Source organism: Streptomyces sp. NPDC090108, from assembly GCF_044747185.1.
GTDB lineage: Bacteria > Actinomycetota > Actinomycetes > Streptomycetales > Streptomycetaceae > Streptomyces.
The window spans coordinates 652,550-665,460 of record NZ_JBIVDQ010000001.1 but is presented as its reverse complement, the minus strand read 5'-3'; the positions used below and the strand labels follow the sequence as shown (position 1 = coordinate 665,460).

9 protein-coding genes are annotated in these 12,911 nt (G+C 68.7%); 7 read left to right on the top strand and 2 right to left on the bottom strand.

Features of this window, described 5'->3' with window-relative positions:
- Positions 1-13 precede the first annotated feature (13 nt).
- Together ACIPRD_RS02865 and ACIPRD_RS02860 are read right to left on the bottom strand one after the other, a co-directional pair.
- On the bottom strand, positions 14-835 hold the full coding sequence (locus tag ACIPRD_RS02865; RefSeq protein ID WP_356409432.1) for a hypothetical protein: 822 nt from the start codon (positions 833-835) through the stop codon (positions 14-16).
- 148 nt (positions 836-983) lie between these two features.
- Positions 984-1,274, bottom strand: a complete 291-nt coding sequence (locus tag ACIPRD_RS02860) for a hypothetical protein (RefSeq protein ID WP_356409435.1) — start codon at positions 1,272-1,274, stop codon at positions 984-986.
- Between the two features lie 325 nt (positions 1,275-1,599).
- Between ACIPRD_RS02860 and ACIPRD_RS02855 the strand changes: the two genes are divergently transcribed.
- From ACIPRD_RS02855 to ACIPRD_RS02825, 7 genes are all read left to right on the top strand, one after another.
- Complete coding sequence (locus tag ACIPRD_RS02855) at positions 1,600-3,786, top strand: ABC transporter family substrate-binding protein (RefSeq protein WP_401559339.1); 2,187 nt, start codon at positions 1,600-1,602, stop codon at positions 3,784-3,786.
- Between the two features lie 127 nt (positions 3,787-3,913).
- Positions 3,914-5,821, top strand: a complete 1,908-nt coding sequence (gene typA, locus ACIPRD_RS02850; RefSeq protein WP_356409440.1) for a translational GTPase TypA — start codon at positions 3,914-3,916, stop codon at positions 5,819-5,821.
- Between the two features lie 566 nt (positions 5,822-6,387).
- Complete coding sequence (locus tag ACIPRD_RS02845) at positions 6,388-7,422, top strand: ABC transporter permease (RefSeq protein WP_356409444.1); 1,035 nt, start codon at positions 6,388-6,390, stop codon at positions 7,420-7,422.
- A gap of 112 nt (positions 7,423-7,534) precedes the next feature.
- Positions 7,535-9,346, top strand: a complete 1,812-nt coding sequence (locus ACIPRD_RS02840; protein ID WP_356409447.1) for an ABC transporter substrate-binding protein — start codon at positions 7,535-7,537, stop codon at positions 9,344-9,346.
- Between the two features lie 90 nt (positions 9,347-9,436).
- The gene (locus ACIPRD_RS02835; protein ID WP_356409450.1) at positions 9,437-10,417 is read left to right on the top strand and encodes an ABC transporter permease; all 981 of its coding nucleotides are present in this window, start codon (positions 9,437-9,439) and stop codon (positions 10,415-10,417) included.
- Between the two features lie 10 nt (positions 10,418-10,427).
- Positions 10,428-11,492, top strand: a complete 1,065-nt coding sequence (locus ACIPRD_RS02830) for an ABC transporter ATP-binding protein (RefSeq protein WP_356409453.1) — start codon at positions 10,428-10,430, stop codon at positions 11,490-11,492.
- Positions 11,493-11,511: 19 nt separating this feature from the next.
- Positions 11,512-12,633, top strand: coding sequence for an ABC transporter ATP-binding protein (locus ACIPRD_RS02825; protein WP_401559332.1), 1,122 nt, complete (start codon positions 11,512-11,514; stop codon positions 12,631-12,633).
- Positions 12,634-12,911 lie beyond the last annotated feature (278 nt).

Genomic DNA, 12,911 nt, shown 5'->3' with positions numbered 1-12,911 from the left:
CCTCACTGGAGCCCTAGAAGAAACGCGGATCGGCGAACACGCCGGACGCGACGAGATAGACGTAGAAGTCGGCGAGCGCCACGCTCAGCAGCGACGCCCACGCCAGTTGCATGTGGCGGGCGTTGAGCCTGCCGACGAACCGCCAGGCCCGGTAGCGCACCGGATGTTTCGAGAAGTGCCGGAGCTTGCCGCCGACGATGTGCCGGCAGGAGTGGCAGGACAGCGTGTACGCCCAGATCAGCACGATGTTGGCCAGGAACACCAGGGTGCCCAGGCCCATGTGGCCCCACCGGTAGTGGGTGTCCCGGAAGGACAGCACGGTGTCGTAGGTCAGCACGCCCGCGACCAGGAGCGCGGCGTAGAAGAAGTACCGGTGGACGTTCTGCAGGATCAGCGGGAAGCGGCTCTCGCCGGTGTACGTCCGGTGCGGCTCGGCGACCGCGCACGCGGGCGGGGACAGCCAGAAGCTGCGGTAGTACGCCTTGCGGTAGTAGTAGCAGGTCAGCCGGAAACCGAGCGGGAAGATCAGGATGATGATCGCCGGGGAGACCGCCCACCAGGCGCCGAACAGGTCCGCGTTCGGGCCGCCGCGCATGGTCCGGCAGTCGTCCGCCAGACACGGCGAGTAGAACGGCGAGACGTACGGCGCGGCGTAGTAGTGCGCGTTCGAGAAGGCCCGCCAGGTCGAGTACACGACGAAGGCGAACAGGCCGGCCGCGGTGGCGGCGGGCGCCAGCCACCAGCGGTCGGTCCGCAGATGCGGCGCGCCGATCGCGGCACGCGTACCGGTGCGTACGCCGCCGCCTCCGGGCTTGGGTTCCGTACCAGTGGCCAAGACGGGACTCCGCTCTCGTGGCTCGGTTCGCCTCCGGGGCGCCCGCGCCGGTGTCGGTGACCGGCCGCGAGCGGTCCGCCGGGCCTGCGCGCGTCCGGCCGGCCGGCACCGGTGCGCCCCCCGCGTCCGCTCGCGGTCGGTCCGGGATTCAGGGAGCGTGCCGGTCGCGGGCGCCCAGTCCCTCGTCGTCCGCGTCCGTCCACAGGGTGATGTCGTACGGAGTGTCGGAGATGGTGACGAGGTCGGGCACGCCGACGGTGTCCGGACGGGTGACCGCCTGCCGCAGCAGGGTCACGCTCTCGCGCAGGTGGTCGGCGTCCGTCCGGACGCGGCGCATCTCCAGGCCGCCGCTGCCGAGCTGCCTCTCCAGCTGCCCCAGCGACCGCTGGAGGCCGTCGAGGCAGCGCTGGACCGATGTCAGGTCGTCGTGCACGGACATGGCTTGCCCTCACTTCCGCGGGCCCCGCGCATGCGCAGGACCCTGGGCGGCAACGTTCATGCGCCTTGGAGTGTCGCGCGTCACACACGCCGCTGTGAAGAGACGTGCATCGATTGGCGGAGGCGCGTCGGTGCGTCCGCGCGGGCGTGCGTGCGGGCGGGCGTCGGCCGGTGTGTTGCGCCGCACGGGTGGGCTTGCCGGGCGTCGCCGCCGTGTCGCCCGCGGTCGGCGGATCCTTTCCTCTTCAGTGGCTGCATAGATCTGATCAGCTCCATATACCGCCAAAAGTGATCATAACGCCCGCGGCTTCCCGGAGGTAGCAGAGATGTCCCACGACGTCGTCGGCCCCAGGCCCTCCCGTCCGTCTCCCGCCCGCCGCGCGGTGCTGCGGTCGGCCGCCTTCCTCGGCGCCGGCGCCCTCGTGGTGCCGCTGCTCGCCGGGTGCGGCGCCGACGAGGAGGAGAGCCGCCCGCTGACCGGGCAGGACATCGCCCTCGTCGCCCGCGACAAGGTCGCCGAGGGCGGCACCCTGAAGTGGGCCGTGGACGCCGTGCCGGAGACCCTGAACGCCTACCAGGCCGACGCCGACGCGGGCACCACCCGCATCGCCCAGGCCGTGCTGCCGTCGATGTTCACCCTCGACGGCAGCGGCCGCCCGGTGGTCGACCCCGCCTACCTGGAGAAGGCCGAGGTCATCGAGACCGAGCCGCGCCAGGTCGTCCAGTACAAGCTGAACCAGCAGGCCGTCTGGAGCGACGGCCGGGAGATCGGCGCCGCCGACTTCGTCGCCCAGTGGCGCGCCCTGTCCGGCAAGGACACCGCCTTCTGGACCGCCCGCAACGCCGGCTACGACCGCATCGAGAAGATCGAGCGCGGCGCGAGCGACCTCCAGGTCCGCGTCACCTTCAGCCGGCCCTACGCCGACTGGAAGTCGCTGTTCTCCCCGCTGTACCCGAAGGACGTCATGGGCACCCCCGACGCCTTCAACGACGGCGCCCGCCGCAAGCTGGACGTGACGGCCGGCCCCTTCCGGGTGGACCGGGTCGACACCGCGGCCAAGGACGTCGTCCTCACCCGCAACCCGCGCTGGTGGGGCAGCCCCGCCAAGCTGGACGAGATCGTGCTGCACGCCGTGCCCCGGGACCAGCGGGCCTCCGCGCTGGCCGACGGGACGGTGGACCTCGCCGACGTCGACGCCGCCGAGGCCGGGCGGATCGGTGCCGCCACGGGCGGCGGCACCGGCAGCCCGCTGGCCGGCGCCGGGAAGACCTCCGCCAGGAAGCTCCGCTCCTGGGCGCTCGCGCACGGCATCGGCGCCGGCGAGCCGCCGTCCGGGCAGAAGAAGCTGCGCAAGGCCGTCACCCGGTACCTGGAGGAGCAGGACGGCCTGCGCGCCTTCGGCGTCCGCAAGTCGCTGGAGCCCGCCTACACCCAGCTCGCCCTCAACGGCGCCGGCGGCCCCCTCGCCGACGAGCGGGTGCGCCGGGCCGTGGCGCACGCCCTGGACCGCACCGAGCTGGCGAAGGTGGTGCTGACCCCGCTCGGTCTGCCCGCCGTCCCCGTCGGCAGCCACCTGGCGCTGTCCGGGCAGCCGGCCTACGCCGACAACAGCAGCGCGCTGGGCGGCCAGGACACCAAGCAGGCCGAGGCGCTGCTCGCGGACGCCGGCTGGGTGGCCGGGGGACCGGTGAAGGAGCAGAAGAAGGGCGAGAAGGCGGCCGGGCCCGAGGCCGGGAAGGACGACGAGTCCGCCGGCGGCAAGGACGGCGAGTACATCGTCGGCGAGGACGACAAGAACCCGGGCGACGACGAGAAGGGCCGGCACGGCGAGGGCGGCGGCAAGCACCTCGCCCAGGACGGCAAGCAGTACTCCGGCCAGGGCGGCGCCCCGGGCGCCTACGCGCCGAAGGGCACGGCGGCCCCCGCGGGCGCCGTGACGGGACCGCTCGCCAAGGACGGCCAGGCGCTCAACCTGCGCTTCGTCCTCCCGTCGGGCCCCGGCTCGGAGACCCTGAACACGGTCGCCGCGCAGATCTCGCGGATGCTGGAGAAGGTGGGCATCCTCACGACGGTCACCAAGGTCTCGGACGAGAGCTACTTCAAGGACCACATCGCCTCCGGCGACTACGACCTCGCCCTGTACTCCTGGCCGGCCACCGCCTTCCCCGCCACCGACGCGCGGCCCGTCTACGCCAAGCCGGTGCCGGCCGCCGACGGCTCGGTGAACGTCGAGCAGAACTACACCCGGGTCGGCACCGACCAGGTCGACCAGCTCTTCGACGAGGCCGGTGCGACGCTGGACGAGGAGGAGGCCCGGGGCCTGATCCGCAAGGCGGATTCCAGGATCTGGGCGGCGGCCGGCTCCATCCCGCTGTACCAGCGCCCGCAACTGGTGGGCGCCCGCAACAACCTGGTCAACGCCGGGGCCTTCGGCTTCCGGACCCCGGTCTACGAGGACATGGGCTTCCTGAAGAAGGGTGCGAAGCTCTCGCCGAGCCCCTCCGCGAAGTGACCGCCCCGTGGCCCTGCGGAGGCCGACTCCGTCAGGGCCACGTACCATGGGGTAAGGCCGTGGCGTGTCCGCCCGGCAGGCCCCGCGCCGCGGAGGTCGTCACCACACTCCAGGAGAAGCGCCTCATATGGCCACGCGCCACGACATCCGCAACGTCGCCATCGTCGCCCACGTCGACCACGGCAAGACGACCATCGTCGACGCCATGCTCAAGCAGGCCGGTGCCTTCGCCGCGCACGCCGCCGAGTCGCTCGACGACCGCATGATGGACTCGAACGACCTGGAGCGTGAGAAGGGCATCACGATCCTGGCGAAGAACACCGCGGTGAAGTACCACCCCAAGGATGGCGGCGAGGCCATCACGATCAACATCATCGACACCCCGGGCCACGCCGACTTCGGTGGCGAGGTCGAGCGCGGTCTGTCGATGGTCGACGCGGTCGTCCTGCTCGTCGACGCCTCCGAGGGTCCGCTCCCGCAGACCCGCTTCGTGCTGCGCAAGGCCCTCCAGCAGCGCCTGCCGGTCATCCTGTGCATCAACAAGACGGACCGCCCGGACTCCCGCATCGACGAGGTCGTCAACGAGACGTACGACCTCTTCCTCGACCTGGACGCGGACGAGGACCAGATCGAGTTCCCGATCGTCTACGCGTGCGGCCGTGACGGCATCGCCTCGCTGACGAAGCCCGAGGACGGCACCGTCCCGGCCGACTCCACCAACCTGGAGCCGTTCTTCTCCACCATCCTGGAGCACGTCCCGGCGCCGTCGTACGACGAGGCCGCCCCGCTCCAGGCGCACGTCACCAACCTGGACGCCGACAACTTCCTCGGCCGCATCGCGCTGCTCCGCGTCGAGCAGGGCGAGCTGCGCAAGGGCCAGACGGTCGCGTGGATCAAGCGCGACGGCACGGTGCAGAACGTCCGCATCACCGAGCTGCTGATGACCGAGGCGCTCACCCGCAAGCCCGCCGAGGTCGCCGGCCCCGGTGACATCTGCGCCGTCGCCGGTATCCCGGAGATCATGATCGGTGAGACCCTCGCCGACCCCGAGAACCCGATCGCGCTGCCGCTGATCACGGTCGACGAGCCCGCGATCTCCATGACCATCGGCACCAACACCTCGCCGCTGGTCGGCCGTGGCGGCACGGGCAAGGGCGCGGACGCCAAGTCCGCGGTCAAGGACCGCAAGGTCACCGCCCGCCAGGTCAAGGACCGCCTCGACCGCGAGCTGATCGGTAACGTCTCCCTCCGCGTGCTCGACACCGAGCGCCCGGACGCCTGGGAGGTCCAGGGCCGCGGTGAGCTGGCGCTCGCCATCCTGGTCGAGCAGATGCGCCGTGAGGGCTTCGAGCTGACCATCGGCAAGCCGCAGGTCGTCACCCAGGTCATCGACGGCAAGGTCCACGAGCCGGTCGAGCGCATGACCATCGACGTCCCCGAGGAGCACATGGGCGCGGTCACGCAGCTCATGGGCGTCCGCAAGGGCCGCATGGACAACATGTCGAACCACGGCTCCGGCTGGGTCCGCCTGGAGTTCGTCGTCCCGTCCCGCGGCCTCATCGGCTTCCGTACCGAGTTCCTGACCGGTACGCGCGGCACGGGCATCGCCCACTCCATCCACGAGGGCCACGAGCCCTGGTTCGGCACGCTGACGACCCGTAACAACGGCTCGCTCGTCGCCGACCGCTCCGGCGCCGTCACCGCGTTTGCGATGACGAATCTCCAGGAGCGCGGCGTGCTGTTCACCGACCCCGGCACCGAGGTGTACGAGGGCATGATCGTCGGCGAGAACTCGCGCTCCGACGACATGGACGTGAACATCACCAAGGAGAAGAAGCTCACGAACATGCGGTCTTCCTCGGCCGACTCGTTCGAGGCGATCGTTCCTCCGCGCAAGCTGTCGCTGGAGCAGTCGCTGGAGTTCTGCCGCGACGACGAGTGCGTCGAGGTGACTCCTGAGGCCGTTCGCATTCGCAAGGTCGTCCTCGACCAGAAGGAGCGCGGCCGCACCGCGAGCCGCGCCAAGAACGGCTGACAGCACACATAGCCGGGCCGCCCTGACGGGCGGCCGAGCCCGGGTGTCCCCAGCATGGGGGCACCCGGGCTTTTTTCAACCCGTTTTCGGTCACCGGGTGTCCGCAATGCGGAGATCGCCTTCCGATAGCCATGTAACACGTCCGTTTCGCGGCCTTCAGTCAGGGAATGGTTTGTCCGGTTTTTGGGAGTTACGCAGGTGAGCTGTGACTGAATTGAGATTTAAAGACAGTGGTTCGTCCCCAGGCTCATGGCAGATAGTTAGCCGCGTAGCGCTCGGGTCAATGGGTCTCGCGCCGTGGGGACGGCGCCGGCTCACGAGCACCAGAGGGTGTCTGATCTTCCGTCAGGGGTGTCGGGGGAAAGGCGTGAACCCTCTCCTGTCGGTGAACACGTGGAGTCATGAGGAGGAACCCCCATGTGCGGTCTCGCATACATCGGGCGGGTCAGGTCGTCGCTTCCAGTGGTGTGATCCGGCCGTAGAACTACGCGCGTCGAACTGCGGTTTCGCGCATTTTCCAGCTACCCGGGCACCTCTCACACCCATACCTGCGAAACGGACGAACCGTGACAAGTCCTATCGACATCGAAGATGGCGGGACCTCGGTCGTCGTCGACGGCGAACAAGGGCCGGAGACGAAGACCGAGAACGCCGGGCTCGAAGGCCGGTCTCCCGGCCAGCTGATGTGGATGCGCTTCAAGCGCGACCGAGCCGGGGTCGTATCGGCCTACGTCGTGGCCTTCTTCTTCATCGTCGGGCTCCTCGCGCCACTGATCTCCAAGCTGTACGGCAAGGATCCCTACACGATCTACGCCGACGACCGCCCCGAGCTCTTCGACAGCGCGGGCGTGCCGGTGCAGCCCAACGGCGGCATCAGCAGCGAATTCTGGTTCGGCCTCGAACCGGGTAACGGGTACGACGTCTTCACCAAGCTGATCTACGGCATCCGCACCTCGCTGATGATCTCGCTCGCGGTCACCGTCGCGGTCGTCATCACCGGCATCCTGCTCGGTGTCGCGGCCGGCTACCTCGGCGGTCGCGCCGACTTCGCCATCGGCCGGGTCATCGACTTCCTGCTGGCCTTCCCCTCCCAGCTGTTCTTCATCGCGAGCATGCCGGTCGTCGTCTCCCTGTTCGTCAGCCCGCGCGACGAGACACCGGTCTACGTCCGCGTCGTCGCCCTGATCCTCGTCCAGTGGTTCCTGGGCTGGATGAGCCTCGCCCGCATCCTGCGCGGCACCTCCCTCGCCCTGCGGGAGAGGGAGTTCATCGAGGCGGCCAAGGTGAGCGGCGCGTCCTCGTGGCGGATCATCCGCAAGGAGATCCTGCCGAACGTCGTCACCCCGCTGCTCGTGCAGACGACGTACATGCTCCCGGCCTTCGTGACCGCCGAGGCGGGTCTGTCCTTCCTGGGTGTGGGCATCGTGGAACCGACGCCGGACTGGGGGCAGATGTTCTCCAAGGCGTCCACCGAACTGGTGATGCAGAACGACATCACCTACATGTTCTTCCCCGGCATTTCGATGATCATCTTCATCGTCGCGTTCAACCTGCTCGGGGACTCGGTCCGAGACGCCTTCGATCCCAAGGCAGCTCGCTGATCGGGCATTGCACGGCACGTCAGAAACATCAGCACCTCACCGTATTTTCCAGCAGCTCGCACTGGTGACACGACAACGCACTGGTGACACACAGATGGGTGGGAACCTCGTGATGAGTAGGGGCGGACGCCACGTATACGGCGCACTCTCCGTGCTCGCGGCCGGAGCTCTTGTGCTCACCGGTTGCAGCAAGGGTGGCAGCGACAGCGGCGCCAACGAGAAGAAGGACCAGGAGAACGCCAAGCGCCAGCAGGCCTCCATAAAGTTCGGCACCGCGGCGGACTCCACGGGCCCCGCGGCCGACGTGCCCGGCGCCAAGTCCGGCGGGACCATGGAGGTCCTCCAGCGCGACAGCTACGCGCACCTCGACCCGGCGCAGATCTACGTGTCCGACGAGGGCTCGCTCGCCACGCTGCTGCACCGCGGCCTGACCGGCTACAAGGCGACGGGCAACGACGGCAGCCAGCACGAGGTCGTGGGTGACCTCGCCACCGACGCCGGCACCACGACCGACGGTGGCAAGACCTGGAAGTTCACGCTGAAGGACGGCATCAAGTTCCAGGACGGTTCCCCGATCACGTCCAAGGACGTGCGGCACACCGTCGAGCGGCTCTTCGCCCCCTTCATCAACCAGGGCCCGACCTACCTCCAGCAGTGGCTGGCGGACACCCCGGGCGCCAAGTACCGCGACCTCCTCAAGGGCGGTCCGTACAAGGGCAAGCACCTGCCGTCCTCGGTCCTGGAGACCCCGGACGACAAGACGATCGTCTTCCACTTCAAGACGGCGCGCCCCGACCTGCCCTACGCGCTGGCCATGGCGGGCTACGGGATCGTCTCGGAGAAGGGCGACACCAAGGAGCGCTACGACAAGGCCCCGCTGGCGACCGGCCCCTACAAGGTCCAGTCGTTCAAGTCGGGCAAGTCGATGGTGCTCGTGAAGAACACCAACTGGGACGCGAAGACGGACCCGATCCGTCACCAGTACATCGACCAGTTCAACTTCACGTTCAACCAGCAGTTCGAGACGTCCACCAAGGCGCTCCTCGCCGACAGCGGCGCGGACCAGACCGGCATCAGCTTCAACAACCAGGTCGACGCGGGCAACCTGTCCAAGGTGCTCAAGGACCCGAAGCTGAAGTCCCGCACGGTCTCCGGCTACCAGCCGTACGTGGGCCAGATGAACATCAACATGCACCACCCGGCCATGCAGGACAAGACGGTCCGCCAGGCCATCGCCTACGCCCTGCCCGTCTCGCCGTTCGTCCGCGCCTACGGCGGCAGCGACGCGATGGAGGTCGCCGGCGGCCTGATCTCCCCGACCGTCTCCGGCTACGACGCCGGCTTCGACCCGTGGGGCAAGAAGAAGGCCAACGGCGCCGGTGACCCGGAGAAGGCCAAGGCCCTGCTGAAGAAGGCCGGCAAGCTCAACCTGAAGCTGACCTTCGGCTACATCAACACCCCCGAGGGCCAGCAGTACTCCACCGCCATGGCGGCGGGCCTGCAGAAGGCCGGCTTCAACGTCCAGCGCCAGGAGATCCCGGCCGAGTCGTACTACGACCAGGTCTCCAAGCTGAACAACAACTACGACATCTTCCACACCGCGTGGGGTGCCGACTGGCCGTCCGCCTCGACCGTGCTCCCGCCGCTGTACGACGGCCGCGTGATCGCCGACGGTGCGCAGAACTACTCGCAGGTCAACGACCCCAAGGTCAACAGCGAGATCGACCGGATCAACCAGATCACCGACCCGGTCAAGTCCGCGGCCGAGTGGGAGAAGCTCGACCAGTACCTCGTCAAGGACGTCATCAACGTCGTTCCGACGGGTGACTACAAGCAGACGCAGATCGCCGGTTCCAAGGTCGGCGGCCTCGTCTACGACGACGTCATCGGCGGCATCGACCCGCGTCGTCTCTTCATCAAGTAACCCCGTCCACAGCCGGTACCCGGCGCCCGCCCAGAACACCGCGGGCGCCGGGTACCCCCGGACCGCCGACGTCAGAGAGCTGCCCCTGTCATGCTGCGCTTCCTCGTCCGCCGGACCCTCGGTGCCGTCGTCATTCTTTTCCTGCTGAGCATCGTTGCGTTCGTACTGTTCTTCGGAGTGCCCCGGGACCCGGCGCTGCTGATGTGCAGCAAGACCTGCAACCCGGACGCGATCGCCAACATCCACCATGTGCTCGGTCTCGACAAGCCCATCACCGAGCAGTACTGGATCTTCCTGCACAACGTCATCCTGGGAAGCAACGACTTCGTCCAGGGCCCCTGCCCCGCCCCCTGCTTCGGGTACTCGTACCACACCAACGACCTGGTCTGGAGCACCCTGACCGACCGTCTGCCCACCACCGTCTCCCTGACGCTGGGCAGCGCCGTCTGCTTCCTCCTCGTCGGTCTCGGCACCGGACTGCTCGCGGCCTGGCGCCGCGGCACGATGGTCGACAAGACGGCGACCGCCGTGTCCATGGTCATCGGCGCGATGCAGATCTACTTCCTCGGCCCGCTGGCCCTGGCGCTCCTCGTCTACCAGACCCACGTGCTCAGCAAGCCGGCGTACAACGACTTCACGGCCAATCCGGTCAGTTGGTTCACCGGCCTGATCCTTCCGTGGGTGATCCTCTCCACGATCTTCGCCGCGCAGTACACCCGTATGGCGCGCTCGTCGATGATCGAGCAGCTGCAGGAGGACCACGTCCGCACGGCGCGCGCCAAGGGCATGTCCCGGCGTTACGTCTTCTTCCGCTACGCCTGGCGCGGTTCGCTGATCCCCATCGTCACCATCTTCGGCATCGACCTCGGGGCCCTGCTCGGCGGCGCCATCATCACCGAGTACACCTTCGGTCTGCCGGGCCTCGGCCAGCTGGCGGTCCAGGCGGTCAACTTCAGCGACCTGCCGCTGCTGCTCGGCGTGATGCTGTTCTCCGCCTCCATGATTCTGCTGTTCAACATCATTGTCGACGCCGCCTACGCGTTCATCGACCCGCGCGTGCGGCTGTCCTAGGAGCACTGTCGTGACCACTCTGACCAAGGAAGCCGGTGCTCCGGTCCCGGCGGGTTCGGGCCCGCTGCTCTCCGTGCGGGACCTGCACGTCAGTTTCAAGACCGAGGACGGCATCGTCCGGGCCGTCAACGGGCTCTCCTTCGACCTCGCGCGCGGCAAGACGCTGGGCATCGTGGGCGAGTCGGGCTCCGGCAAGTCGGTCACCAACCTGACCGTCCTCGGCCTGCACAACCCGATGTTCACCACCGTCGAGGGCGAGATCCTGCTGGACGGGCAGGAGCTGATCTCCGCGCGCGAGCAGGAGCTGGAGAAGCTGCGCGGCAACAAGGTCGCCATGATCTTCCAGGACCCGCTGACCGCGCTCTCCCCCTATTACACCGTCGGCCGGCAGATCGCCGAGCCGTACATGAAGCACACCGGCGCCTCCAAGAAGGAGGCCTGGGACCGCGCGGTGGAGATGCTCACCAAGGTCGGCATCCCCAACCCCAAGGAGCGGGCGAAGGACTACCCGCACCAGTTCTCCGGCGGTATGCGCCAGCGCGCGATGATCGCCATGGCGCTGGTGTGCGACCCCGACCTGCTGATCGCGGACGAGCCGACCACCGCGCTCGACGTGACCGTCCAGGCGCAGATCCTCGACCTGCTCAAGGACCTCCAGCAGGAGTTCGGCTCCGGCATCATCTTCATCACCCACGACCTCGGCGTGATCGCCGACATGGCCGACGACATCATGGTGATGTACGCGGGCAACGCGGTCGAGCGGGGCACGGTCGACCAGGTGCTGCGCGAGCCGCAGCACCCGTACACCTGGGGCCTGCTGAACTCGATGCCGCGCCTCGACTCCGACCCGAGCGCACAGCTGGCCCCCATCCCGGGTGCCCCGCCGTCGCTGCTCAACCCGCCGTCGGGCTGCCGCTTCCACCCCCGCTGCACCTTCCAGGACCGGGTCGAGTACGCCGGGGCGTGTGTCACCGAGCGTCCGCTGCTCGGTCCCGACCGGGCCTCCGCCTGCCACCTGAGCGCGGAGCAGAAGCGGACCATCTTCATCGAAGAGATCAAGCCCCGGCTCGGCTAGGGCAGAGGAGGACACCGTCATGACAGAGGACCTGGTCCTTCCGACCCCCCGGGAGAAGAACGCCGGCGCGGACGGCGAAGCCCTGCTCGAGGTCTCGGGGCTGACCAAGCACTTCCCGATCAAGGGAGGCTTCCCGATCCGCCGTACGGTCGGCGCGGTCCAGGCCGTGGACGGCATCGACCTGACCGTGAACGTCGGCGAGAGCTTCGGCCTGGTCGGCGAGTCGGGCTGCGGCAAGTCGACCACCGGCCGGCTGATCACGCGCCTGATGGACCCGACGTCCGGCTCCATCAAGTACCGCGGGCAGGAGATCAGCAACGCGGACCGCAAGCAGATGGCGCCGATCCGGTCCGAGATCCAGATGATCTTCCAGGACCCCTACTCGTCGCTGAACCCGCGGCAGACGGTCGGCAAGATCATCTCGGGTCCGATGGAGATCAACGGCATCGACCCCGCGGGCGGCCGCGAGAAGCGTGTCCGTGAGCTCCTGGAGACCGTCGGCCTGAACCCCGAGCACTACAACCGGTTCCCGCACGAGTTCTCCGGCGGTCAGCGCCAGCGCATCGGCGTCGCCCGTGCGCTCGCCCTGGAGCCGAAGCTGATCGTGGCCGACGAGCCGGTCTCCGCGCTCGACGTCTCGATCCAGGCGCAGGTCGTCAACCTGCTCCAGAAGGTGCAGAACGAGCTCGGCATCGCCTTCCTGTTCATCGCCCACGACCTGGCCGTGGTCCGCCACTTCTCGCAGCGCGTGGCCGTGATGTACCTCGGGAAGATCATCGAGGTGGGTGACCGCGAGTCGATCTACACCCGCCCGCGTCACCCGTACACCCACGCCCTGCTCTCCGCGGTGCCCGAGGTGAGCCTGTCGGGCGACGACGCCCCGGCGCGTGAGCGCATCCGCCTCGCGGGCGACGTGCCGTCCCCGATCAACCCGCCGTCCGGCTGCCGGTTCCGTACCCGGTGCTGGAAGGCCCAGGACAAGTGCGCGACCGAGGAGCCGCCGCTGGTCCAGATCTCGGGCAACGTGGACGGTCACCTGACGGCCTGCCACTTCCCGGAGGACCCGACGATCGCGGCCCGCGAGAACGACATCGTGCTGGACCCGGCGCTCGCGGCGCTGGAGGAGTCGGCCGGCGAGTAGGCCCGCTCCCGGGCGGCTCGTGCCCGGAACCGAGTGAAGAAGAAGGCCCGCGTCCTGGGGAGGGCGCGGGCCTTCGGGTTCCCCTGGAACCGGACACTCGTGGGCTCGGGTCAATGGGCCGTGAACGTCCGTCCCGCGTGAGGCGGCCGGCGTGAAAGGGGTGTCGCCGGCCCGCCGCCGTGGGGGTTCTCGGGCGGAGGACCGGCCGGAACCGGCTCCGCCGTCACAGGATAGTGGCACGCCATGAGGTCACCGGCCATTCGGATCAAAGGTTTTTC

Excerpts from the sequence above, each read along its gene's own strand:
- ACIPRD_RS02860 (WP_356409435.1), bottom strand. The coding sequence starts at position 1,274 with ATGTCCGTGCACGACGACCTGACATCGGTCCAGCGCTGCCTCGACGGC.
- ACIPRD_RS02855 (WP_401559339.1), top strand. The coding sequence starts at position 1,600 with ATGTCCCACGACGTCGTCGGCCCCAGGCCCTCCCGTCCGTCTCCCGCC.
- typA (WP_356409440.1), top strand. The coding sequence starts at position 3,914 with ATGGCCACGCGCCACGACATCCGCAACGTCGCCATCGTCGCCCACGTC.
- ACIPRD_RS02840 (WP_356409447.1), top strand. The coding sequence starts at position 7,535 with ATGAGTAGGGGCGGACGCCACGTATACGGCGCACTCTCCGTGCTCGCG.
- ACIPRD_RS02835 (WP_356409450.1), top strand. The coding sequence starts at position 9,437 with ATGCTGCGCTTCCTCGTCCGCCGGACCCTCGGTGCCGTCGTCATTCTT.
- ACIPRD_RS02825 (WP_401559332.1), top strand. The coding sequence starts at position 11,512 with ATGACAGAGGACCTGGTCCTTCCGACCCCCCGGGAGAAGAACGCCGGC.